At 30.1% G+C, this 22,615-nt stretch carries 26 protein-coding genes; 12 read left to right on the forward strand and 14 right to left on the reverse strand.

What is annotated here, in order from left to right; all coding sequences use genetic code 11:
• Both ACTG3V_RS11130 and ACTG3V_RS11135 read left to right on the forward strand, forming a co-directional pair.
• A partial coding sequence (locus tag ACTG3V_RS11130) for a ComF family protein (RefSeq protein WP_439132239.1) occupies nt 1–249 on the forward strand: 249 nt, incomplete at its 5' end.
• A 105-nt stretch (nt 250–354) separates the two neighbouring features.
• The gene (locus ACTG3V_RS11135; RefSeq protein ID WP_439132240.1) at nt 355–1,923 is read left to right on the forward strand and encodes an Ig-like domain-containing protein; all 1,569 of its coding nucleotides are present in this window, start codon (nt 355–357) and stop codon (nt 1,921–1,923) included.
• Nucleotides 1,924–2,014: 91 nt separating this feature from the next.
• Here ACTG3V_RS11135 and ACTG3V_RS11140 read toward each other — a convergent pair whose 3' ends face one another.
• From ACTG3V_RS11140 to ACTG3V_RS11150, 3 genes are all read right to left on the reverse strand, one after another.
• The gene (locus ACTG3V_RS11140) at nt 2,015–2,719 is read right to left on the reverse strand and encodes a hypothetical protein (RefSeq protein ID WP_439132241.1); all 705 of its coding nucleotides are present in this window, start codon (nt 2,717–2,719) and stop codon (nt 2,015–2,017) included.
• Nucleotides 2,720–2,864: 145 nt separating this feature from the next.
• Nucleotides 2,865–4,001 (reverse strand): cystathionine gamma-synthase, encoded by a 1,137-nt coding sequence (locus ACTG3V_RS11145; RefSeq protein WP_439132242.1) that lies wholly within the window; start codon nt 3,999–4,001, stop codon nt 2,865–2,867.
• Nucleotides 4,002–4,179: 178 nt separating this feature from the next.
• A complete protein-coding gene (locus tag ACTG3V_RS11150; protein WP_439132243.1) occupies nt 4,180–4,635 on the reverse strand; it encodes a DinB family protein in 456 nt (151 codons plus the stop codon).
• A gap of 42 nt (nt 4,636–4,677) precedes the next feature.
• Here ACTG3V_RS11150 and ACTG3V_RS11155 point away from each other — a divergent pair, with 42 nt between their 5' ends.
• On the forward strand, nt 4,678–5,022 hold the full coding sequence (locus ACTG3V_RS11155; protein WP_439132244.1) for an arsenate reductase family protein: 345 nt from the start codon (nt 4,678–4,680) through the stop codon (nt 5,020–5,022).
• 130 nt (nt 5,023–5,152) lie between these two features.
• On the opposite strand, the gene ACTG3V_RS11160 is transcribed toward ACTG3V_RS11155, so the two are convergent.
• The 5 genes from ACTG3V_RS11160 to ACTG3V_RS11180 all read right to left on the reverse strand — a co-directional run bounded on the left by ACTG3V_RS11160 (nt 5,153) and on the right by ACTG3V_RS11180 (nt 8,322).
• A complete protein-coding gene (locus tag ACTG3V_RS11160; RefSeq protein WP_439132245.1) occupies nt 5,153–5,623 on the reverse strand; it encodes a DUF4252 domain-containing protein in 471 nt (156 codons plus the stop codon).
• Nucleotides 5,624–5,712: 89 nt separating this feature from the next.
• Complete coding sequence (locus tag ACTG3V_RS11165) at nt 5,713–6,018, reverse strand: type II toxin-antitoxin system RelE/ParE family toxin (RefSeq protein ID WP_439132246.1); 306 nt, start codon at nt 6,016–6,018, stop codon at nt 5,713–5,715.
• A 6-nt stretch (nt 6,019–6,024) separates the two neighbouring features.
• Nucleotides 6,025–6,291: a type II toxin-antitoxin system ParD family antitoxin gene (locus tag ACTG3V_RS11170; RefSeq protein WP_439132247.1), complete on the reverse strand. Its 267-nt coding sequence runs from the start codon at nt 6,289–6,291 to the stop codon at nt 6,025–6,027.
• A gap of 21 nt (nt 6,292–6,312) precedes the next feature.
• Nucleotides 6,313–7,290 (reverse strand): glycosyltransferase family 4 protein, encoded by a 978-nt coding sequence (locus tag ACTG3V_RS11175; RefSeq protein WP_439132248.1) that lies wholly within the window; start codon nt 7,288–7,290, stop codon nt 6,313–6,315.
• Between the two features lie 180 nt (nt 7,291–7,470).
• Nucleotides 7,471–8,322, reverse strand: coding sequence for a hypothetical protein (locus ACTG3V_RS11180; RefSeq protein WP_439132249.1), 852 nt, complete (start codon nt 8,320–8,322; stop codon nt 7,471–7,473).
• Between the two features lie 93 nt (nt 8,323–8,415).
• On the opposite strand from ACTG3V_RS11180, the gene ACTG3V_RS11185 reads away from it, so the two are divergent.
• The 4 genes from ACTG3V_RS11185 (at nt 8,416) to ACTG3V_RS11200 (ending at nt 12,741) form a co-directional block, all read left to right on the forward strand.
• Nucleotides 8,416–9,102, forward strand: coding sequence for a thymidine kinase (locus tag ACTG3V_RS11185; RefSeq protein ID WP_439132250.1), 687 nt, complete (start codon nt 8,416–8,418; stop codon nt 9,100–9,102).
• The gene (gene alr, locus ACTG3V_RS11190) at nt 9,103–10,203 is read left to right on the forward strand and encodes an alanine racemase (RefSeq protein ID WP_439132251.1); all 1,101 of its coding nucleotides are present in this window, start codon (nt 9,103–9,105) and stop codon (nt 10,201–10,203) included. It abuts the gene before it with no gap.
• A 53-nt stretch (nt 10,204–10,256) separates the two neighbouring features.
• Nucleotides 10,257–10,661, forward strand: coding sequence for a large conductance mechanosensitive channel protein MscL (gene mscL, locus ACTG3V_RS11195; protein ID WP_439132252.1), 405 nt, complete (start codon nt 10,257–10,259; stop codon nt 10,659–10,661).
• Between the two features lie 235 nt (nt 10,662–10,896).
• Complete coding sequence (locus tag ACTG3V_RS11200) at nt 10,897–12,741, forward strand: cystathionine beta-synthase (RefSeq protein ID WP_439132253.1); 1,845 nt, start codon at nt 10,897–10,899, stop codon at nt 12,739–12,741.
• 29 nt (nt 12,742–12,770) lie between these two features.
• On the opposite strand, the gene aat is transcribed toward ACTG3V_RS11200, so the two are convergent.
• Nucleotides 12,771–13,424 (reverse strand): leucyl/phenylalanyl-tRNA--protein transferase, encoded by a 654-nt coding sequence (gene aat, locus ACTG3V_RS11205; RefSeq protein ID WP_439132254.1) that lies wholly within the window; start codon nt 13,422–13,424, stop codon nt 12,771–12,773.
• A gap of 126 nt (nt 13,425–13,550) precedes the next feature.
• Between aat and ACTG3V_RS11210 the strand changes: the two genes are divergently transcribed.
• Together ACTG3V_RS11210 and ACTG3V_RS11215 are read left to right on the forward strand one after the other, a co-directional pair.
• Nucleotides 13,551–14,168, forward strand: coding sequence for a YqaA family protein (locus tag ACTG3V_RS11210; RefSeq protein WP_439132255.1), 618 nt, complete (start codon nt 13,551–13,553; stop codon nt 14,166–14,168).
• Nucleotides 14,169–14,187: 19 nt separating this feature from the next.
• Nucleotides 14,188–14,424: a DUF1456 family protein gene (locus ACTG3V_RS11215; protein WP_397444577.1), complete on the forward strand. Its 237-nt coding sequence runs from the start codon at nt 14,188–14,190 to the stop codon at nt 14,422–14,424.
• A 185-nt stretch (nt 14,425–14,609) separates the two neighbouring features.
• Here the strand turns inward: ACTG3V_RS11215 and ACTG3V_RS11220 are convergent, their stop codons facing one another.
• Together ACTG3V_RS11220 and ACTG3V_RS11225 are read right to left on the reverse strand one after the other, a co-directional pair.
• Entirely contained in the window at nt 14,610–14,978 is a 369-nt protein-coding gene (locus tag ACTG3V_RS11220) for a DUF3127 domain-containing protein (protein ID WP_439132256.1), read from the reverse strand.
• A gap of 13 nt (nt 14,979–14,991) precedes the next feature.
• Nucleotides 14,992–15,852 (reverse strand): flavin reductase family protein, encoded by an 861-nt coding sequence (locus ACTG3V_RS11225; protein WP_439132257.1) that lies wholly within the window; start codon nt 15,850–15,852, stop codon nt 14,992–14,994.
• 77 nt (nt 15,853–15,929) lie between these two features.
• On the opposite strand from ACTG3V_RS11225, the gene ACTG3V_RS11230 reads away from it, so the two are divergent.
• Entirely contained in the window at nt 15,930–17,087 is a 1,158-nt protein-coding gene (locus tag ACTG3V_RS11230; RefSeq protein WP_439132258.1) for a sensor histidine kinase, read from the forward strand.
• A 33-nt stretch (nt 17,088–17,120) separates the two neighbouring features.
• Here ACTG3V_RS11230 and ACTG3V_RS11235 read toward each other — a convergent pair whose 3' ends face one another.
• Nucleotides 17,121–17,747, reverse strand: a complete 627-nt coding sequence (locus tag ACTG3V_RS11235) for a 4'-phosphopantetheinyl transferase family protein (protein WP_439132259.1) — start codon at nt 17,745–17,747, stop codon at nt 17,121–17,123.
• 64 nt (nt 17,748–17,811) lie between these two features.
• On the opposite strand from ACTG3V_RS11235, the gene ahcY reads away from it, so the two are divergent.
• Together ahcY and ACTG3V_RS11245 are read left to right on the forward strand one after the other, a co-directional pair.
• A complete protein-coding gene (ahcY, locus tag ACTG3V_RS11240; protein WP_439132260.1) occupies nt 17,812–19,125 on the forward strand; it encodes an adenosylhomocysteinase in 1,314 nt (437 codons plus the stop codon).
• A 432-nt stretch (nt 19,126–19,557) separates the two neighbouring features.
• Nucleotides 19,558–20,988 carry an SLC13 family permease gene (locus ACTG3V_RS11245; RefSeq protein WP_439132261.1) on the forward strand — a complete coding sequence of 477 codons (1,431 nt, stop codon included), beginning with the start codon at nt 19,558–19,560 and terminating at the stop codon, nt 20,986–20,988.
• Nucleotides 20,989–20,990: 2 nt separating this feature from the next.
• Here the strand turns inward: ACTG3V_RS11245 and ACTG3V_RS11250 are convergent, their stop codons facing one another.
• Both ACTG3V_RS11250 and ACTG3V_RS11255 read right to left on the reverse strand, forming a co-directional pair.
• Nucleotides 20,991–22,136, reverse strand: a complete 1,146-nt coding sequence (locus ACTG3V_RS11250) for a permease (RefSeq protein WP_439132262.1) — start codon at nt 22,134–22,136, stop codon at nt 20,991–20,993.
• A gap of 3 nt (nt 22,137–22,139) precedes the next feature.
• A partial coding sequence (locus ACTG3V_RS11255) for an aminotransferase class I/II-fold pyridoxal phosphate-dependent enzyme (RefSeq protein ID WP_439132263.1) occupies nt 22,140–22,615 on the reverse strand: 476 nt, incomplete at its 5' end.

The raw sequence follows: 22,615 nt of genomic DNA on the forward strand, positions 1-22,615 counted from the left end.
CCGTTTGTTGAACATCAATTAATTAGGATATCATCTACAAAAACACAAACATTTAAGGCTCGTTTTGAACGTTTTAGCAATATTGAAACCAAATTTCATGTAAAAAATCCACATCAATTTAACAACAAACATATTTTACTAATTGATGATGTAATTACAACTGGTGCCACTTTAGAGGCCTGTGCAAAAGAGTTTTCAACATCACATAATTGTAAAATTAGCATCTTAACAATGGCCTATACAGAGTAAATTTTATGATTTGATTTTAAAAAATTAATCGTTAATTTGTATAAAATATTTGTTTTCGTGAAATTTCTATATAGATGCTTATTATTTAGTATAATGCTGTTTTTTATGGCAAACTGCGCAAGAACTGGAAGACCAGATGGTGGTCCAAAAGATGAAGACGCACCTCTTTTTGTTACTTCAAAACCACCTTATGAAAGCATTAATTTTAATAAAAAAGAAATAAAATTAGAATTTGATGAGTTTATAAAACTAAAGGACATTAATAAACAGTTTGTGGTTTCTCCACCTATGAAAAGTCCACCAGTAATTACACCTCAAGGAACAGCTAGTAAAGAAGTAAAAATTGAAATTTTAGACACATTACAACAAAACACCACCTATATTTTAAATTTTGGTAATGCTGTAGAGGATAATAATGAGGGTAATAAATTAGATAACTTTAAATATGTTTTCTCTACTGGAGATTATATAGACTCTTTAACTACATCTGGAAAAATAAAAGACTCTAAACTTTTAGAAACCCCTACAAATGTTAATGTTTTATTATATAGAATTGATACTGCTTTTACAGATTCTATTATTTATAAAAAGAAACCTAATTATATTACAAGTACTTTAGATACCACCAATTTTCAGTTTACAAATTTAAGAAAAGGTAATTACCTAATGATAGCGTTAAAAGAACCTATTAATGATTATATTTTTAATCCTGAAACTGATAAAATAGGTTTTATTTCTGATACCATTCAGCTTCCTAAAGATAGTATTATTGCAAAACCCATTGTTTTATTTAAAGAAAATTTACCTTACGAATTTAAAAGAGGTAAAGAAATTACAAAAGGTAAAATTGAATTTGGTTTTAAAGGAAAGGCTAAAGATTTAAAAGTAAATTTACTCTCTAAAGTACCAGATACATTTAAAAGTGTTTCTAAATTTATGGTAGATAAAGACACCTTAAATTATTGGTTTACGCCCATTGATGTAGATTCTTTAAATTTTACAATTGCAAACAACGAGTTTTTAGACACTGTTACTGTAAAATTACGTAAAAAGAAATTAGATTCCCTACTAATAGAATCGTCTGTAAGAAATATTTTGCATTTTAGAGACACCTTTTTCATAACCAGTAACAACCCTATTGTAAAGATTGATACTACAAAAATTAGCCTATTTGATAAAGACACAATTGCTGTAAACTACAAAGTATTAGCGTCTAAAAAAGAAAATAAAATTGGTTTTATTTTTGACAAAAATCCAGAAGAAAAATACAATTTTAAAGCCTTACCAAATGCTTTTAATGACGTTTTTGGAATAAAAAACGATACACTTTCATACAATTTTAACACTAAAGAATTTGAGGACTATGGAAGAATTACAATGAACGTAAATAACGAAAACAACAAAAATGTAATTATTGAAATCTTGTCAGGAAATCAACAAGATGTAGTTATAGACCGTAAAATTATTACAACCTCAACCAAGGTAGTTTTCGATTTACTAGAACCCAAAAAATACACCATTAGAGCAATTGTAGACGAAAATAAAAACAATAAATGGGATACTGGTAATTACCTTAAAAAACGTTTAGCTGAAAGAATTATTTACCATGCAGAAATTAATAATATTGCGCTTAGAGCTAATTATTTTTTAGAACAAAATTTTGTAATAGATTAACATAACTGTAAGAAAAAAACACTGCTTTTACTCCACTATTTTTAGCTTAACACTTTCCTTAAAAGCAATTTACAACCTTGTAATATTGTTGTTATAATTCTTTGGTTTTGTTTTTCGTTTCTTTTATTGTTTTATTCTCAATATTATAAAGTCCGTATTCTAATTCGGAATTATTTTCAGTCACAAAATTCAATAAGATTTCCTTATTTTCATTTACCCATTCATATTGTTTCACTTTTCGGTCACTTACTTTTGTTAGATTTTCTCCATTCAAATCCGAAACATAAACATAATGTTGGTCTCTATTATTAATTTCTCCGTCATTATTTGTATCTTCTGTTGCTATATAAAAAGATAAACGAGAAAGTTTATTCATCATTTCCTTATTGTGAGATAAATAAGTATTTGATATAAACATACTTTTTATTGAAGCATCGTTTTTCAATAATTTTCTAATTTGATTAAATTCTTTATCTAAAAAAATTATGTTGAAAGTGTTTTTTGGGACTTCATAGGGTAAATTAATTTCTTCTTCTAAAATTCCATATTTGTCATTCTCTTTTTTGTATTCGGCAACTATATAATTTTCGGAATTCGGAATTCCAATTAAAGAACTCTGTTTTATTTTATATTTTGGGCCTTTAATTTCTAAACTTTCCAAATTTGAATTTCCAGAATTATAAAAAGTATAATCATTGTATTTTTCAATCAAAACATTTCCTAAAACGTAAATAATAAAAATTGGAATTAAAATTCCATTAATTATTAATAATATTCTTAAAATATTTTTTTTCATATTTTTGGTAAATGACTTATAATTATATAATTAGGTTGGTTTATTTTTATTTTTTCAATCACCTTTATTCAGCAATACTAACTATTTGGTTCTAAAAAACCCAATACTTTATAAAATAAATTATCTATTCTGTTGTATGATAAAACTATACATTTAAGGCTTGTTCTAAATCAGTTAACAAATCGTCTATATCTTCAACACCTACACTTAAACGAATTAAAGAATCTGTAATTCCTATTTTTAAACGCGCTGCTTCTGGAATTGATCCATGTGACATGCTTACAGGGTGATTTACCAAACTTTCTACACCTCCTAATGATTCTGCCAACGTAAATAATTTTGTGTTTTCTAAAAATCGAAAAGTTGCTTCTTTTAATTTAAAAGAAACCATACCTCCAAAATCTTTCATTTGTTTTTTTGCAATTTCATGATTTTGATGACTTTCTAAACCTGGATAAAAAACTTCGCCAACTTTTGAGTGATTTTTTAAAAACTCGGCTACTGCCTTTCCGTTTTCGCAATGTCTTTGCATTCTTAAATGCAAAGTTTTAATACCTCTTAGTGCTAAAAATGCATCCATAGGGCCAGCAATAGCACCAGCTGCAAATTGAATAAAATGCAACTCTTTCGCTAAAATTTCATCTTTTACCATTAAAGCTCCCATAACCAAATCGCTATGACCTCCAAGGTATTTTGTGGCAGAATGCATTACAATATCTGCTCCTAAATCTAAAGGTCTTTGCAAATAAGGGGTAGCAAAGGTATTATCTACAGCAATTAAAATAGTAGTATTAATGTCTTTTACTGCCAATGAAATTGCTTGAATATCTGCTATTTTCATTAACGGATTTGTAGGTGTTTCTAACCAAACTAGTTTTGTTTTTTTGGTAATTGCAGATGAAACATTGCCAACAACATTCATATCAACATAAGAAAACACCAATCCATACTTTTCAAACAATTGCGTAAACATTCTGTAGGTACCACCATACAAATCATCACCAGCTACAACCTCATCACCTGGTTTTAATAACCTTAACACAGCATCTACAGCAGCCATTCCAGAGGCAAATGCAAATGCATTTGTACCATTTTCTAAAGCTGCAAAACTTTTTTCTAAAGCTGTTCTTGTAGGGTTTGTACCTCTTGCATAAGCATACCCTTTGTGTTCACCAGGACTAGATTGTGCAAACGTAGAAGTTAAAAAAACAGGAGGCATTACAGCACCTGTAGTTTCCTCTGGTTGTTGACCTCCATGAATGGTTTTGGTATTAAATTTCATTATATAGTTTCTTTTAACACTGTATTTACTAGCACTTCTAAAGTTAAAAGCATATTCAAATTTCAGATTCTGAAACAAGTTCAGTACAAGAAGTTGGCAAACTAGCTTAGCCCAGATTGCAACGACATCCTTTTTTGAGGAACGAAAAAAAGATATAGTGGAAAGCTGGAAATAGCTTCTACAAAAACTTTTTTATAGATCTAATGATGCCATAATGTATGCCTTCGTGAAAATTGTTAAACGAAATTGCATTTTCTATAGCACTCAATACAAATCCTGTACTGGTTGGATATTCTGTGTAATGCTCAAAAATACCAGCATTAAAATCTTCTTCTAAAGTATCTGGCAAGCCTACTAACAATTCTTTTACTTCTTCAAATTCTTCTTCAGTAAAAGTTTTTGTTGGTGATGTTCCTTTTTTATGCGCTTCAATCAAATCGTCTGGACATAAAGGATTTAAGCCTGATAGTTTATAGTGCAATAATTGTTGTGTAACCACTAAATGCGCTACATTCCAAGCAATATTATTTTTAAAACCTTCTGGAGTTTTATGAATTTCGGCTAAGGTTAAGCCTTCTAATTCTTTAATTACTAATTCTCTAGATTTTCTTAAAACATCAAACTGTTCTTTCATTTTTATGCGTAATTTTGATACTGTAAATATAATTGATTAAAAATGAAGAAAGTCTATTTTTTGCAAACTTGTGATACCTGTAAAAGAATTTTAAAAGAAGTAAATACTGAAGGATTTGAGCTTCAAGAAATAAAATCGAATAACATTACTGAGACACAACTAGAGGAAATGTATGCTCTTTCTGGAAGTTATGAAGCCTTGTTTAATAAACGTGCAAGATTATACAAATCTATGGGTTTAAAGAATCAGGATTTATCTGAAACTGATTACAAAAGGTATTTGCTAAAGGAATATACGTTTTTAAAACGCCCTGTTTTTATAGTTGAAGGTAAAATATTTATCGGAAATAGTAAAAAAGTAATCGAAAGTTTAAAAGAAGCGCTTTAAAAATAAGTAAAACCTGTCATTTTGAGCAAAATGAAATGGAGTAGAAAAAATCTCTAAATCATTAAGATTTTTCCATAAAGGTCGAAATGACAAGTTGGTTTATTTTAAGATAATTAATGCTCTTTTGGTTTTAATCTATATTGATGTTAGCATTAGACATCATTTCTGCCAATTCATCTTTAGTTAAATTGGTTTTTAAACCAAATAATACCAATTGGTCACTATCGCTATTGGCTTGTAAGATAATTTCTTTCACAATATCATTATTTTCTAAAATGTAAAAAGCGGCTCTACTACCATCACTTTTTACACGAGCCATAGTTTTTAATTTGTACTTTCTTACATACTTTTTAAAATCTTTAGAAACGGAAGCATCTTCATTATTAAAGACCATCAATTTAAAATCTCCTGATTTTTTTAGTAGTTTTTTTAAATCGTCTTGATTGTCATCACTTAAAAAAGAGCCTGCAAAAGAAGCGTTTAAGTTTATGGAAAAAGCAGATTGTGCTTTATGTTTTTTATAAAAATTTTTAAACGTGGTTTCTTGTGCAACTGCACTCATCATAAAAAGTGCACAAATAATAAAAGTTAATCGTTTCATAATACTTAGTTTTCTTTGTAGACGATTAACGATTTGTTTTGTTACAATTGTAATTTTTTGCTTTATTATTATTGTTAAAACTAAAATTTTTATTTAAAATTTCTGAGGATATCTTTACTTCCATGCAAAACTCTGATTATTCTTATACGATTTAGTAGAATTCTATAAAAAATAAGATGCTCTTGTTCTGTAATTGAATATAAACCTTGTTTAATTTCATCTCTTTTTCTCCCAATTTCCGGATTAAAGACTAACTGATTAAATACATAATCGAGTTCAGTCAAATATTTTATAGCTTGTTCATAACTATGTTTTTTTTCTGTATAATCAAAAATTTCTTCTAAATCAAAATCCGCTTCAATCGATAATTCATAACTTTCCAAATTATGAGTCATAAATTATTATTTTTTTAATGACTTACTTTTTATAATATCTAAAACATTACGTTTACTTGGAGATCCTTTCCAACCTTTTTCAATTTCCATCCTTAAATCTTTGATAACTTTATCCCTGTAAACACTGTGTAATCTTAAAGCATCTCTTATTACCTCGCTGTTATTTTGATACTCTCCTGTTTCAACTTGAGCATTTATATATTCTTCCTGTTTTTTAGTAAAACTTACATTCATAATAATTGCATTTCTAACAAAAATATAAAAAACATCCATATTTAGCAAATATGGATATTCTTAACCCTTATAAACCTTCATTAAGTTTTCTGATTCCTTTTCTGCGCTCCAATTTTTTACGATTTCTTCTCTTGCTGCTGCACCTAACATTGGTATTTGTCCTGTTATTTTTTGTGATAATATTTCTTGCAATTGACTACTGTTGCCAGCTTCAAACAAATAACCGTTTTTTTTATGGGTGATGATTTCTGAATGGACACCTACATTTTTTGTAGCAATTACAGAACACTCACAAGCCATTGCTTCTGCAGTTACCAAAGAAAAACCCTCAGAAAAACTTGGTGCAACCACAATTCTTGAGGCTTGATAATATTTGATAATTTCTCTAGTTTCGGCTACAAAGTAAACCTGTTTTTCAATTTCATGATTTTTTACTATAGTTTTTAACTCTTCTAAAAACTCAGGTTTATCTACTTGCCCAACAATAACTAACGCCCAATCTTTATGATCTTTTAAAACTTTTGCAGCTTGTAGCAGCACAATTTGCCCTTTTGCTCTTCGCACTCTACCTGCATTTAAAATAATATTTTCTTGATCTATATTTCTAAGCCACACCTTTTTTTTAGGCACAAATTCGCTAACTCGAACTCCATGACCAACTATGGTATTTTTTATACCCAAATTATTGCTCATGCTTTGTATTAGTGTGATTACTTGATCTGATTTTTTTAATAAAAATCTCGTTAATTTTGATGGTTTTGTTTCTGCATGCCTTGTAGCTACTAAAAAAAACTTTGCTCCTAAAATTCGGTACCAAAGCATTTTTAAGATTTCATTGTTTCTATGGCAATGTACCACTGTTTTTTCATCAGAAAATAATATGGATTTTAATTTTGAGGTACTTAAATGATTTCCATCAATATTAGAACCGTAAACATAGGTTTCAAAATCGTCATCAAAAAAAGGCAGTACATTTTCTATACTTCTGGTTACGCCAGTTTTGCGTTTATGAAAATGCGTATGAATTAAAATGGGCATCAAAAAATAATAAAATTGTTAGGTTGATGGTGTAATTGTGTAAAAATAGAAAAGTAGTATGTAAAATTTATACTTGTTATTTTTAATTTGTAGCGAAATCATTTTGAATTACAGGTTTCTTAAGTTTACTTTGGTTGAGTAGCAAAGAAAAAAGTTAATGGCGATTTAGATCTTTAAGGATTAGGCAAATTTACGCGCTACAATTTCCAAAAATCGAGTTTCTAAAGCTTCTTTATCAGACCAATCGTAATCGGGTTTCACTAAAGTTTTGATAAATGTTGTTGCATCTTTTTCTGATTTAAACGTATTTAACTGAGAGATTACTCGATTGTAATCTTCTTGTTGATTGTTAAATAGGTGTTTTACAAAAGCAATTCTATCATTTAAACCAATTTGAATATTAGCAGCCAATTTATCGTTTAAAGACTTTGGCTGAGCATTTTCAAACAAATCAGCCATCACATCAACAGAAACAATATCTTGCAGTTCTTCTTCTAAAGACATCGTTTTGCGCTCTTCTACTTTTACAACATCACTGGTAATTGGTGCATCTTCTTTAGTTTTAATTTCGGTTTCTGAATCTTTAGATTCTGTAATTTTTGATGCACTTTCCTCAGCCTCTTGCTCTGTTATGGTTTCATCAGAAGAAAACATCAACTCTTCTAATTCATCAAAAGGTTGCTCAATAACTTCGTTTGCTGTTTTTTGAATTTCTAAATTTACATCAGTATCATTAGACTCATCCATTAAATTATGAACAACGTTTTCTTCAACTTCCTCCTTGGTTAATGATGCTTTTTCAACCGAATTTTCTTTAGCTTCAAAAGCTGTAGCTACTTGTGTTACCAAATCTTCTTTTGTGGTTTCTAAATTCGGAGTTGTATTTACATATTCTTCTACAAAAGCCAGCATAGAGAGCTTTTCATAAACTTCTTTCGATTTTTCTTTTAGTGCAAACACATCATCTTTATTTTTCATAGTTAAAATGCTGTGTGCTAAACTAATTAAATCTGCTTCTAATTTTTTGTGCATAAGTTCTCTGTTGATGTTCAATTTTACTATGATTTATTCCTAAATTTGTAGATGCCGAAAATAGACTAACAATATAACGCCTAAAATTACAAAATGTTTCTTGAAAATACCGTAAATCATACAGAACAATTTGGTTGGATAGAAGTAATTTGTGGCTCTATGTTTTCTGGCAAAACAGAGGAATTAATTCGTCGTTTAAAACGTGCACAGTTTGCCAAGCAAAAAGTAGAAATTTTTAAACCTGCTGTAGACACACGTTATGATGACGAAGAAGTGGTTTCGCATAACGATTCTAGAATTCGATCTACGCCAGTTCCTGTTTCTTCAAACATTCGTTTATTGGCAAATAATGTTGATGTAGTTGGTATTGATGAAGCGCAATTTTTTGACGATGAAATTGTGGCTGTTTGTAATGATTTGGCAAATAGAGGAATTCGCGTAATTGTTGCTGGTTTAGATATGGATTTTAAAGGAAATCCTTTTGGCCCAATGCCTGCTTTAATGGCAACAGCAGAATACGTAACAAAAGTGCATGCTGTTTGTACACATACAGGGAATTTAGCTCATTATAGTTTTCGAAAAGCTCAAAATGACAAATTAGTTATGTTGGGCGAAACTCAAGAATATGAACCTTTAAGCAGAGCTGCTTACTATAAGGCTGTTAAACAGAAACAAAAAGAAACTTTACAAAATACGAATGTCATTTCGAACGAAGTTGAGAAATCTCAAAAAACAAATATCGAATCTAATTTGACAGATTCTGAAACATGTTCAGAATAAATGAATAATCACGTAACCGTTTTAGAAATTGATGGAAATGCTTTACTCCACAATTTAAATTATTTTAAAAAAAAATTAAATGCTGACACCAAAATTTTAGCCGTAGTTAAAGCTTTTGGTTATGGTTCTGATGGTGTTCAAGTAGCTAAATTTTTACAGGATAAAGTTGATTATTTTGCTGTGGCTTATACTCATGAAGGCGTTGCTTTGCGCCAAGCTGACGTAAAGACACCTATTTTAGTTTTGCATCCTCAAATACCAAATTTACAAGCTATTGTTGATTATCGATTAGAAGCGAATTTATACAATTTTAAAATTTTTAATGCTTTTTTAGAGTTAGCAGATCAAATTCCTTTGATGAATTATCCCATTCATATAAAATTTAACACAGGTCTAAATCGTTTGGGTTTTTGGCACACAGACATTCCTAAAATTATCGCTGATTTAAAGAAAACAAATCATATTAAAGTACAGTCTTTATTTTCTCATTTGGCAGCCAGTGAAGATTTAGAAGAGCAAGATTTCACCATCAACCAAATTAATAATTTTGCGTTTATTGCACAGCAATTTTATAAGCACTTAGGCTACAAACCAATGTTGCATATTTTAAATACTTCTGGCGTTGTAAATTTTGCAAAAGCCCAGTTTGATATGGTAAGAATTGGCATTGGTTTATATGGTTTTGGTAACGACAAAAATGAAACTGCCCAACTAAAAAACACGCATAATTTAAAATCTATAATTTCTCAAATACATCTTATAGAACCTGGAGAAACTGTAGGTTATAATAGAGCTTTTGTAGCAAAAAGTCCAACAAAATCTGCTACCATTCCAATTGGTCATGCAGATGGTTTGTCAAGAAAATTAGGTAATAAAAAAGGTTATGTACTTATCAATAAACAAAAAGCAAAAATTATTGGTAACGTTTGTATGGATATGATTATGGTTGATGTGACCAAAATTGACTGTAAAGAAGGCGATGAAGTTATCATTTTTAATCATCAAAATATGCTAAATTACATAGCGTCTATTTCTGAAACGATTGTATATGAGACTTTAACAGCTATTTCTCAACGTGTTAACAAAGTGTTAAAACTTTAATATTTTTTAGTATTTTTACAGCCTAACAAATTAAAAATCAAAGATAAATGGGAATGTTGAAAGAATTTAAAGCTTTTGCAATGAAGGGAAACCTTGTTGATATTGCTGTAGGTTTTGTTATGGGTGCTGCTTTTAAACAAGTAGTAACTTCTTTTACAGGAGGGATTGTGTCTCCTTTAATTGGCTTAATTTTTAAAGCTGATTTTAAAGATTTAAAATGGATTGCCAAAGAAGGTGTTGCTGATGAAACAGGAAAAATTGTAGGTGAAGTTGCTGTTTTATATGGTGATTTTATTACCAACGTAATCGACTTTATTATTGTGGCTTTTGTAATGTTTATGATCATTAAAGGGATTAATGCTACTAAAAAGAAAGAAGAGCCAAAACCTGAAGCTCCAAAAGGACCAAGTCAAGAAGATTTATTGGCTGAAATTAGAGATTTATTGGCAAAAAAATAATGCTACTTTTTTAAATAAATGTGCACAAATCCTGAACCTTTGTTCAGGATTTTTTTTGCCTTTATTAAATATTTATTCTACTACTGGCAGAATTAATGTTAAATAAAAGCACAAATGTTAGTGATAAATGGTTAGCAGAAAGTAACAAAAATTGAAAAATTAAGAATTCAACTTTTCTTTCAACTCCCAAAATAGAGATATCGTATCTTTAACCTCTAAATGTAAAGTAAAAACTATGCAGAAAACTAAAGTACTTAATTATATTACAAAAGTGTTGAAAAACATGCCTACAAATTGGGTAAATTTAACTACACACAGACTTGATATTTATAATGAATCTTTAGCTAAAACTGAATTTTTAGACCAATTTTCAAACCTATTTAAAAGTAATAATGCTAAAAGAAATGCTTTAGAAAATTTACCAACTGCTTACGATTATATTCGTTTAGGACACCCTTTATCTTGTATTTTAGAATGGACAATTGCAAATTTAAACCAACAAGAGCCAAAAAATATTATTAGTTTTTCATCGCAAACAGCACCCATTTTAGCCATTTTAAGAAAAAACGCATTAGCCCATAAAAAAACACAAATTTTTTATACAGACACCTTACCTGATTCTTTTGATACAGAAATTATTAGAAAAGTCTATGGTTATCAGTTTACAATCGAAAAAATACAGTCTTTAGATAAGGTAACTAAAAATGATGCAAGTACCATTTTTGTTTCCCAAAAAAATGATATTATCTATTTTAAAGAGAATTCAAATATTGATTTTTTCATTAATTTCAACTCAAATGTAGGAAGCATTGTATTGATCAATGGAACTAAAAACAGCAGCTATATTTCAGAAATTCAACATGTAAGAAGAAGAGAAACTATTGCAATGACACCTTTCAATTCACTTACTTGCTTACAATCTTTAGTTGATCATAAAACCACAATTTCAGAAGATAAAAACACCTCATTACACAAGAAGGTTGTTTTACAAACAATTCAAAAAATTACTGGTACCAATTCAAATCCATTAGTAGCTTCAAGCGGATTATCAATACAATATGCAATTATGATGGGTTTAATTGATGACGCTCAAGAACGTCATCCTAAAAAACCCATTAAATTTATAGTACCACCCAACTGTTATGGAGGTACAAACGACCAAGCAAGAAGAGTAGGTGCCTGTTTAGAAAATGTTGAAATTGTAGATTTACCTGTTGATGGAAATCATGATATGGTGCAAAGTATAGATACAGCTTTAAGTAAAATTGCAGAGCAAGACGCTATTCCATACATCATTGCAGAAATACCTACAAACCCAAGAGTTGAAGTGCCAAATTTAAAAGATTTAAGAAATGTTTTAATTCAAAAAAGAACTACAAAAACAGGTGTAACTGCTATAGACCCTGTTTTTATTTTAGATCAAACCTTTTGCCCTAATGTACACTTTTTAGGTGATGGTAAAATTCTTTCTGAAGTTAGAACAATATCGTATGCAAGTGGTTCTAAATTTCCAAGTGGTGGAAAATGTACGGCTGGTTATTGTGTAGGGAATACCACAACGCAAAATTTAATGGAAAAAATAGAATTTCATTTACAACTTTGTGACAATGAAGCTACGCATCAACAATATGAAATTTTAGCCAACCAAATGCCTTCTATGAATAAGAGAATTGAAAAGGCGTATATAAATACCAAAGAATTTGTAAACTTTATTCAAAAAACACTGCCAAATGCTAAAATAAATTTTGTTTCCGAAAATTTGGCAGAGCAAGGTTTTATGCCTTCTGTTTTTTCTTTAGACCTGCCAACCAAAGGAAATTCTGATGAAGAAAAAGAGACTTACAAAAGAGCATTGAACTTAAAATTAATCAATAAAATGATAACTGAAATTCCGAATGAAAGTAAATTTTGTGTAAGTTATGGACAACTAAAAGGTTGTTATTGGACAATACCTGCAACTTCAACCCAAGGAACTACCAAAGAAGGAGATAAAGATTACATTGTTCGTGCTTCGCTTTCTGGAAACATGAATCTTGAGCAACACAAAAAAGTATTTTCGGATTTTGTTAAGAAAATTTAAATGAATTTTAAATTAAATATTTAGGTAGATTAAGATTTTAAAATCTCTAAAAATAAGTTTCTCTCAATTTCCTTAGCACCTAAACTTGCCAAATGTTCATTATAAATTTGGCAGTCTATCAACTTATAATTTTTGTTTTTAGCCAAATGGATAAAAGCCAATTTAGAGGCATTAGAAACTTTACTAAACATACTTTCCCCACAAAAAACAGTGTTAATCTCTACACCATATAAACCACCAACAAGCTCCATTTTTTGGGTACCTTGTGCGTTGTAAGAAGGTCTCCAAACCTCAATAGATTTTGCTATTCCACTATTACATAGGTTGATGTAAGCCTGTTCCATATCGTCTGTAATCCAAGTTCCAAAGCCATCTTTTCTATCAATATTTTTGCAATTATAAATCACCTCATTAAAAGCTTTATTTTCAGTTATGATAAACTCATTTTGTTTGATGATTTTACGCATTGATTTTGAAATTCTTAAATCTTCAGGATACAAAACCATCCTCTCTGGAGGGCAATACCAAACAATGGGCTCGCCTTCAGAAAACCAAGGAAATATTCCATTTTTGTAGGCATAAATTAAACGCTCTTCAGATAAATCTCCACCCAAGGCTAAAACGCCCTCTGAAGTTGCAAATTTATAATCTGGGAAAGAAATTTTATCGGTAAGCCAAATCAATTTTAAAAATTTTAAAAAGCAAAATTAACAAATTCTTAAAAATTACGTTAATGTGTGATATAAAAGAAATATATCAAAAAAATGTCACTATTTTTGCAAATCATTTTTGCTAAATGATACCTGTTAATGGCTAAAAGAGAAAAATCAAAAGGAAAAAAATTTAAATTAATTCATAAATATTATGAACGTACTGGTTTTTATGCTTTTGTAGGTAAAAACCTTAAAAGTGCCATTTTACCAATTTTAGGGGTTATTTTGGTTATTTTCTTATTTAACAAATACGTCTATAATATTAATGATGGTTTACGCCATTTTACGGAAACCTTTTCTAGGATTACTGTTTTAAGTGTATTTTTTATTTCTGAAACTTTATTGGGTTTAATACCTCCAGAAATGTTTATTGCTTGGACAAAAAAAACTGAAACACCGATAGTAAACTTGACTATTTTAGCTACACTCTCTTATTCTGGGGGGTTAATTTCCTACTTTTTGGGTAGAATGACCTTAAAAATAGCCTCAGTTAAAGAGTATTTAGAGGTGAAAATGGCTAAAAATTTGGCAAATACTAAAAAATGGGGAGGTATTTTAATTTTAGTTGGTGCTTTACTACCACTACCTTTTTCCATAGCTTGCGTTGCTGCAGGAATGATTAAATATCCTTTTAAAAATGTGGTATTTTTTGGTTTATTTCGTTTTGCAAGATTTGCCATTTATGCTTGGGCAATTTTTAAAGTTGTACACTAAAAACAATTATATTTGTGTTATGGGATTAACAAATAATGATATTTTTAAAAAACTTAGGGTAGCACATAAATTGCGTGATACTGATATTATTGAAATTTGTGCTTTGGTAGATTTTAAAGTTACTAAAGGCGAATTAGGTGCTATTTTTAGAAAAGAAGATCACCCAAAATATGTAGAATGTGGAGATCAGTTTTTACGAAATTTCTTAAACGGATTGATTATTCATTTACGTGGACCAATGCCTAAGAAATCTTAGATGATTAGATGATTAGATGATTAGATGATTAGATGCTAGCTTAAAATTATATTACAATTAAAGAGACTTTGTGATATTTTTGCTAAAAATAAACTCATAAAAAAAGAGTGCAAATTTTAAAATTTGCACTCTTTTTTTATCTTATTATCTTAACTCAAAAAAGTCTTGTCTCGATGATTTAATTTTTAAAATGGTAAATCATCTGGCTCATCATCAGATACATTAGATGCTGGCTCAAATTGATCTACAGGAGGTAAATTACTTGGAGCACCTTGTTGAGATAAATTCTCAATTCTCCAACCTTGAACAGAATTGAAGTATTTTGCTTCTCCTTGTGGATTAATCCACTCTCTACCTCTTAAATTAATAGATACTTTTACATCTTGCCCAACTTTATAACTGTTTAACAAATCTGTTTTATCTTGTATAAACTCAATCATAATCATTTGCGGATATTGCTCATCAGTAGTAACTACCATTTCTCTTTTTCTGAATCCGTTAGAACCAAATGTTTGTACTTCTCCAATCAATTTAATTTTTCCTATAACTTCCATACTATAAACTTAACTATTTAACTAAAAGCACTTTCCAAGCACTTTCTACATCATTTATTTTTAAAAACTCTTGAGCAAATGTATGTTTTTTTAAAGTTTCTAACCCTATAAATTCAGGATGTTCTTTTGCAAAGTTATCAACAGCCTTTGCATTTGGTAGTTCATCAACATTGCCTAACATGCCTAAATTATTTCCTGTTAAAATGTTACTATTCCTAATTTCTGATGGAATAGCATCTACGCCTATACCCAATGTAGCAATTGGTTTTGGAATTTCAAAAAAACCATCTCTTGCTCTTGAGTAGTAGCTCCCTCCTGCTCTAGCTACCAAATCAATTTTGTATTGATCAATACCTCCATCTTCATCTAAAACAGCTTCATTAATATGAATTTTCACTACTTCACATATAATTAAATTTCCTGCTCCTCCTTCATTTCCTGTATAAACAATGTCGGTTACTTTACACTCAAACTGCACAGGAGATTCTGCAACACGAAAAGGTGCTACACAATCAGACTTTAGCATGGTTAAGCCAGATTTTTTAAACTCGTTTATGCCTTTAGGATACATGGTACTACTTAAAGACATTTGTTGTACAATAGCATAATTCACAACATTAATGACAACCTCTTTGGTTATTTCTACATTGTCTAAAGTATCTTTTGTTGTATTATTTCTTACGCTTCTAGCAGGTGAAAATATCATTGTTGGCGGATTTGCACCAAACACATTAAAAAAAGAAAATGGGGATAAATTAGGATTTCCATCAGCATCAATAGTACTTGCAAACGCTATTGGCCTAGGAGCTACTGCACCTAATAAATAACCATGTAATTTTGGAGTTGATATTTTTTTTGGATCTATAGAGAGCATAATTAAAAAATTTGTTAGTAAAGATACTATCAAATCTTGAAATGAGTTATATACACAAAACCTTTATATTTGTTTTAATGAAATTTTTCTCAAATACGCTCATCTTTAAACGCATTACAATACTGGTGTCTTTTGTAATCGTAGCTTTAATTCTTTGGAATACCTATACTTTTTTTCAAAAGTTTAAACAGGCTGAAAGAGATAAAATGGAAATTCATGGAGAAGCTATAAAAGAATTAAACACAGAGAGTATTGAAGAATTAGATAAAAATATTTCTGGATTACCACTTTCAATCATCAGTAGAACTAAAGATATTCCTTTTATTTTAGTTAATGCTGATGGAAAAATTAAAGGTTCTAACAACTTAAATCCTAAAAAAGAAAATGACCCTGAATACTTAAAAGCGCAGTTAGAAATTATGAAAAGTCAAAATCAACCCATTAGGGTTGATTATTTAGGAAAAACAGATTACATCTACTACAGAGATTCAGATTTATTAAACAAACTCACCTATTATCCTTTAGCATTGATATTAATTCTCGTGCTTTTTTTAGCCGTTATTTATTTGTTTTACAGTTCTAGTAAAGCTGCTGAAACCAATAAACTTTGGACAGGAATGGCGAAAGAAACTGCGCATCAAATTGGCACACCATTATCATCACTTTTAGGATGGATTTCTATTTTAAAGATGGAAAAAGTAGATGAAACGTACATAGAGGAAATTGAAAAAGATGTGCATCGATTAAATACCATTGCTAATCGTTTTTCTAAAATTGGCTCTAAACCAGCGCTTAAGAAAGAAAATATTGTTGCTATTACAAAGCAGGCTTTTGATTATTTAGAATCACGCAGTTCTAAACAAATTTCTTTTTCATTTGTTTCTTCTGATGATGAAGTTTTTACAAACCTCAATACTGAATTGTTTGGCTGGGTTATAGAGAACCTAATTAAAAATGCTATTGATGCCATGTTAGGCAAAGGAAAATTGACTTTACAAATAGAAAATGTCTCAAAGAAAATAAAAATCACAGTTACAGATACTGGAAAAGGAATATCTAAAAAACGATATAAACAAATATTTAAACCAGGATTTACAACAAAAAAACGAGGTTGGGGCTTAGGTTTATCCCTATCTAAAAGAATTATAGAAGATTATCATAATGGAAAAATCTTCGTGAAAAAATCTGAGATTGATAAAGGAACTACCTTTCAAATTTTATTGAATAAAGTGTAGTAAAAGAGATTTTGGTAAAACCTACCATTTTCATCAATAAGCAAACACACAAGTAAAGCCTTCGAATTCTAAAAATTCAATAAGATATGAGTTCTCTTCACCATTAAAACGAATATCTCCAGAAGTTTTTCCATCAGCGAAACTAAAATCTTTGATATAAATATGATGTAAAAACAACAGTTTTTTCTTTCCGTAAATTTTATATAAACTTTCTTTAGCCCCCCAAACAATGGTTAATTTACTAATTTTTGCATCAACATTTGCAATAGTATTATACTCTTCTATGGGCGTAAATTTATGTGCTATTTTTAAAATCTTTTCGCGTTGTTTTTCAATATCAATTCCTACAACAGATTCATAAGAAAATATAATAGCTGTAAAACCAAAAGAATGTGTTATGGATATAAATCGTCCTTTATCTAAGTGCGGTTTTCCGAATTCATCATACTGTAAGTCAGCATCAGTTAGTCCTATTTCTTTCAACAAATGCCTAATTGATAAAAACCCCTTTTTATGAATTTCAGATTTCATCGAATTTAATCGAGATTCACTATTTTCAGTCAAGGTTATTCCAGCTTTTAATTCATCGATAGTTTCTTCTATCTTCCAAATCAACACTTTAGTAGCAGGTGTAACCGTTAATGTTTTGTAAAGAGCCATAGGTTTTCAAAAAGGATATTGTATCTTTGCAATCGCAAAAATTAGAACATAAATATACATAAATATGAGCGCAACAACAACATACGTACCTTACAAAGTTAAAGATATTTCTTTAGCAGCTTGGGGAAGAAAAGAAATTGAATTGGCAGAAGCAGAAATGCCAGGTTTAATGGCATTAAGAGAAGAATATGGAGATGCTCAACCATTAAAAGGCGCAAGAATTGCAGGTTGTTTGCATATGACGATTCAAACTGCGGTTTTAATTGAAACTTTACAAGCGTTAGGTGCAGAGGTTACTTGGAGTTCTTGTAACATTTTCTCTACACAAGATCAAGCTGCTGCTGCAATTGCTGCAACAAGTACACCAGTTTACGCTTGGAAAGGTATGAACGAAGAAGAATTTGATTGGTGTATAGAGCAAACCTTATTTTTTGGTGAAGACAAAAAGCCATTAAATATGATTTTAGATGATGGTGGAGATTTAACCAATATGGTTTTAGATAAATATCCAGAATTGGCAGCAGGCATCAATGGATTATCAGAAGAAACTACAACTGGGGTTCATAGATTATACGAACGTGTAAAAAACGGAACATTACCAATGCCAGCAATCAATATTAACGATTCTGTGACGAAGTCGAAATTCGATAACAAATACGGTTGTAAAGAATCTGCAGTTGATGCAATTCGTAGAGCAACAGACATTATGTTAGCAGGAAAACGTGTTGTAGTTTGTGGTTATGGAGATGTAGGTAAAGGTACAGCTGCTTCTTTTAAAGGTGCTGGTTCTATTGTTACGGTTACAGAAATCGACCCAATTTGTGCATTACAAGCTGCAATGGACGGTTTTGAAGTAAAGAAATTAGAAACTGTTATGAGTAATGCAGATATCATTATCACTACAACTGGAAATAAAGATATCGTAAAAGCTGAGCACTTTAAAGGTGTAAAAGACAAAACCATTATCTGTAATATTGGGCATTTTGATAACGAATTAGATATTGCTTGGTTAAATAAAAACTATGGTGATACTAAAGTAGAAATCAAACCTCAAGTGGATAAATATACTATTGATGGTAAGGACATTATCATATTAGCAGAAGGTCGTTTGGTAAACTTAGGTTGTGCAACTGGTCACCCAAGTTTTGTAATGAGCAACTCATTTACCAACCAAACCTTGGCACAAATGGAGCTTTGGAACAATGCAGATGCTTACGAAAATAAAGTATACATGTTACCAAAACATTTAGATGAAAAAGTAGCAAAATTACATTTAGAAAAAATTGGTGTAGAGCTTACGGAATTACGTAACGACCAAGCTGAATATATTGGTGTAACTGTAGAAGGTCCTTATAAGCCTGAGCATTATCGTTATTAATTAGATTATTAGAAGTAAGATTTTTAGATTGCTTCGCTTTTAGATACAAAACCCTTGCATTAATTGCGAGGGTTTTCTTTTACCTGTCATTTCGAAATGAGAGAAGAATGAACGATTGAGAAATCTCTTTTGGGCGTTTTAACAGGCTTTCACTACTCGCTTTTTTTATGCTGAATTTAGTTCAGAATCTCTACATTTTGATTAGTTGTTACACTATTTTCAGTAATAAGTTTCATTTAATTTAGCATAAAAAAGAGCTCAAACAGGTCGTTCAATCCTTAACGCGAAAAAGCTTTTAGTGTTTTTAAAGATTAAAGATTATTGTCACATCGAGTGAATTTGATTTTTCATCAAATTTGTATCGAGATGTTTATTTAAATTATCATTAAATTTAATGTTATTTTTACGATTTAAGATTTCTAATAAACTAAAATGCAACCATCTAAAAAAATAGGATTACTTTTAGGGCCACTATTATTTTTTATCATCAATTTTCTACCAATCACTTTGGTTTCAGAAACAGGAGATGCAGTAATTGCAGTTGCTGTTTGGATGGTGATTTGGTGGATTACAGAAACCGTAAACATTGCAGTTACTGCCTTGTTACCTCTAATTTTATTTCCACTATTAAAAGTAATGCCAATAGCAGATGTTGGCGCTAATTATGGGAGTCCTATTATCTTTTTATTCTTTGGTGGTTTTGTGTTGGCTTTGGCTTTAGAAAAAGTAAATTTACACAGAAGAATTGCCTTAACCATTGTAAAACGAACAGGTACAACTCCAGAAAAAGTAGTGTTGGGTTTTATGCTAGCCACTTCTTTTATGAGTATGTGGATTAGTAATACAGCTTCTACAGTAGTAATGCTACCCATAGCCATTTCCGTAATAAAACTCTTAATAGATGACAAAGACGGATTTACAAAAGGCGATAAAAACTTTGCTTTGAGCATTATGTTAGGCATTGCGTTTGCAGCAAATGCTGGTGGAATTGCCACTGTAATTGGCACACCACCAAATTCCGTTTTAATTGGGCTTTTGGAAAATCAATATAATATACAAATATCATTTGTAACCTGGATGAGTTTTGGACTACCATTTTCTATTTTAATGATTGCAGCAGTATATTTTGTCCTTGTAAAATGGATGTTTCCTTGCAAAGAAATTGTATTTACAGCATCAGCTAATGTAATTGAACATGAACTAGAAAAACTAGGTAAAATTTCATCCGAAGAAAAAAGAGTGCTCACCATTTTTGCCATTACTGTGTTTTTATGGGTTACTAGAACCTTAATAAATTCTTTTTTCCCTGGATTAAAACTATCAGATACCATCATCAGTTTAATAGGTGCAGTTGGGTTGTTTGCAATTCCTCTTAATTTTAAAAAAGAAACTTTTATTCTAGAATGGAATGACACCAGCAAATTAGCGTGGGGAATTCTGCTGTTATTTGGTGGTGGTTTGGCCCTTGCCAAAGGCATGGCCTCTTCTGGTTTAGTGGCTTTAATTACTGATACTATTGCAGCAGGAGAATTCAATATTTTATTTACTGTTTCTTTACTGATTGTCTTAATGTTATTTATGACAGAATTAATGAGCAATGTAGCTTTGGTTGCTGTTTTAGCTCCTGTTGTAGCAGGAATTGCAATTGGTTTAAATATTCCTATTTTAAACTTATTAATACCAGTAACTATGGCAAGTAGTTGTGCTTTTATGTTGCCAATGGCAACACCACCTAATGCTATTGTTTTTGCAAGTGGATATGTAAAAGTGAATCAAATGGTAAAAGCAGGAGTTATTTTAAACTGTATTGCTGTTGGGTTATTGATTTTGTATTATCAATTTATAATACCTCTATTTTTTTAGTTCTATTTATCGCTAGAAAACTCTAAAGAATTATTTTTTGAAGACTCATGTTCATTATCAGTACTTGACTTAATACGCGTATTTAATTTCAGAAAAATAGGATAAACAAGTCCTATTGAAAATAGAATTCCTCCTAATAACAGTAGATTTTTCATTTCCGTAAATGTATTTCCAGCAGTTAAAATGCCTAAAATTAAAATCACAGAAATTGGCAATGATAACGCTAAAATGGATAAGGCAAAATTAGCATCAAAGGTTTTTTCTGCTGTATTTTCTGTCTTTTCTTTTAAATTTACAGCAGATATATGTGCAAAAGGCCAAAAACTACAAGCGCTTAAAGTAAAAGCAATCATTACTAAAATATCTTTCTTTATAGTAATGTCTGCAAAAAACACAATACCAACAATAAAAAGCAACGTAAAACCAGCTCTTAATAGCAGTAAAGAAGATAATTCAAAAAACTGTCGCTTTTTAATTTTCACTGCTAACCCAATAAAAATTAGTACTAAAGGCGTCATTATATAACTTAATCTCGTTAATGTAATAGATAAATAATTGGGTAATTTATCTAAAGTAATACCAAAAGAAACCAAAACTAAGGCAACAATAATAAACAAATTTACAGGCTCATATAACAAGGTTTTTGCCAAAGATATTAGTTTCGTTTTTAGAGAATTTGCCTCAAAATCAGCATTTTTATAATGCCATTTTAGAGCCACCAAATACAATAAAAAAAGCACAAAAAACTTATTTCCTAAATCGCCCATGGCAGCTTTAGCCAAAGATGCATCACCCAAAAATTCTAAAATAAATGGGAAACAAGACAAACCTGGAGCTAAAGAAGGGATTAGTATACGTGCACTTCTCCCTTTTTTAGAATTGATATTTATGCCGATTAAAGTTAATAAAAGCGGTGTAATTGCAAATAATACAATATTAAACCCCAAAGCTAAAAACGGAAATAAAATTAAATTACCATCTATTTTAACCTTTAAAAGTGCAATAAAAATTGTTGCTGGTAGCGCTAATGTTAAGATTAAACTTTTTATACCACGAGTTTCATCTCCTGTAGAAATCTTCTTTTTTAAGAGGAATCCTATAAAAATAAAAAGTAGAAAAGAAATGGTTTTTTGTAAAGCACCATCCATAAATTAGGCAAAAATTTCTGTGATTGCGTTGGTAAAGGTTTTCATTTCGTCCATAGTACCAATACTAACTCTACACCAATTTTTATCCCAGAATTTAAAAGCTCTTACAGCAACTCTTTTCCCGTAAATTTCTTTTAAGAATTCTTTTCCCTCCATTGGGATTTCAAAAATAATAAAGTTGGTTTCAGATGGTAAATAAGAATAATTGTTTTCTTTTAAATAAGACATAGTGTACGCTCTTGCATCTGCAATTTTAGTTTTACACATATCTAAAAAATCGGTATTTTCTAAACTTGTAGTTGCTGCAGCAATAGATGGCCCTGTAATACCCATTCCGCCTCTTGTAATTTCAGAAATTACATCTAACGTTTCTTTTTTACCAATAACATAACCAATTCGTAAACCAGCCATTCCATGAATTTTAGAAAAAGTTCTGGCAACAATTACATTTTTACCTTCTGCAACTAACGTATTCATAG

The organism is Polaribacter sp. (genome assembly GCF_965660385.1).
Taxonomy (GTDB): domain Bacteria; phylum Bacteroidota; class Bacteroidia; order Flavobacteriales; family Flavobacteriaceae; genus Polaribacter.

Coding starts and splice junctions, on each gene's coding strand:
- ACTG3V_RS11250 (WP_439132262.1), bottom strand. CDS start 22,136: ATGGATGGTGCTTTACAAAAAACCATTTCTTTTCTACTTTTTATTTTT.
- ACTG3V_RS11215 (WP_397444577.1), top strand. CDS start 14,188: ATGGGATTAACAAATAATGATATTTTTAAAAAACTTAGGGTAGCACAT.
- alr (WP_439132251.1), top strand. CDS start 9,103: ATGAATAATCACGTAACCGTTTTAGAAATTGATGGAAATGCTTTACTC.
- ACTG3V_RS11245 (WP_439132261.1), top strand. CDS start 19,558: ATGCAACCATCTAAAAAAATAGGATTACTTTTAGGGCCACTATTATTT.
- ACTG3V_RS11165 (WP_439132246.1), bottom strand. CDS start 6,018: ATGACTCATAATTTGGAAAGTTATGAATTATCGATTGAAGCGGATTTT.
- ACTG3V_RS11155 (WP_439132244.1), top strand. CDS start 4,678: ATGAAGAAAGTCTATTTTTTGCAAACTTGTGATACCTGTAAAAGAATT.
- ACTG3V_RS11135 (WP_439132240.1), top strand. CDS start 355: ATGGCAAACTGCGCAAGAACTGGAAGACCAGATGGTGGTCCAAAAGAT.
- ACTG3V_RS11230 (WP_439132258.1), top strand. CDS start 15,930: ATGAAATTTTTCTCAAATACGCTCATCTTTAAACGCATTACAATACTG.
- ACTG3V_RS11170 (WP_439132247.1), bottom strand. CDS start 6,291: ATGGATGTTTTTTATATTTTTGTTAGAAATGCAATTATTATGAATGTA.
- ACTG3V_RS11225 (WP_439132257.1), bottom strand. CDS start 15,852: ATGCTCTCTATAGATCCAAAAAAAATATCAACTCCAAAATTACATGGT.
- ahcY (WP_439132260.1), top strand. CDS start 17,812: ATGAGCGCAACAACAACATACGTACCTTACAAAGTTAAAGATATTTCT.
- ACTG3V_RS11160 (WP_439132245.1), bottom strand. CDS start 5,623: ATGAAACGATTAACTTTTATTATTTGTGCACTTTTTATGATGAGTGCA.
- ACTG3V_RS11180 (WP_439132249.1), bottom strand. CDS start 8,322: ATGCACAAAAAATTAGAAGCAGATTTAATTAGTTTAGCACACAGCATT.
- ACTG3V_RS11235 (WP_439132259.1), bottom strand. CDS start 17,747: ATGGCTCTTTACAAAACATTAACGGTTACACCTGCTACTAAAGTGTTG.
- ACTG3V_RS11210 (WP_439132255.1), top strand. CDS start 13,551: ATGGCTAAAAGAGAAAAATCAAAAGGAAAAAAATTTAAATTAATTCAT.
- ACTG3V_RS11175 (WP_439132248.1), bottom strand. CDS start 7,290: ATGCCCATTTTAATTCATACGCATTTTCATAAACGCAAAACTGGCGTA.
- ACTG3V_RS11150 (WP_439132243.1), bottom strand. CDS start 4,635: ATGAAAGAACAGTTTGATGTTTTAAGAAAATCTAGAGAATTAGTAATT.
- ACTG3V_RS11140 (WP_439132241.1), bottom strand. CDS start 2,719: ATGAAAAAAAATATTTTAAGAATATTATTAATAATTAATGGAATTTTA.
- ACTG3V_RS11200 (WP_439132253.1), top strand. CDS start 10,897: ATGCAGAAAACTAAAGTACTTAATTATATTACAAAAGTGTTGAAAAAC.
- mscL (WP_439132252.1), top strand. CDS start 10,257: ATGTTGAAAGAATTTAAAGCTTTTGCAATGAAGGGAAACCTTGTTGAT.
- ACTG3V_RS11185 (WP_439132250.1), top strand. CDS start 8,416: ATGTTTCTTGAAAATACCGTAAATCATACAGAACAATTTGGTTGGATA.
- ACTG3V_RS11145 (WP_439132242.1), bottom strand. CDS start 4,001: ATGAAATTTAATACCAAAACCATTCATGGAGGTCAACAACCAGAGGAA.
- ACTG3V_RS11220 (WP_439132256.1), bottom strand. CDS start 14,978: ATGGAAGTTATAGGAAAAATTAAATTGATTGGAGAAGTACAAACATTT.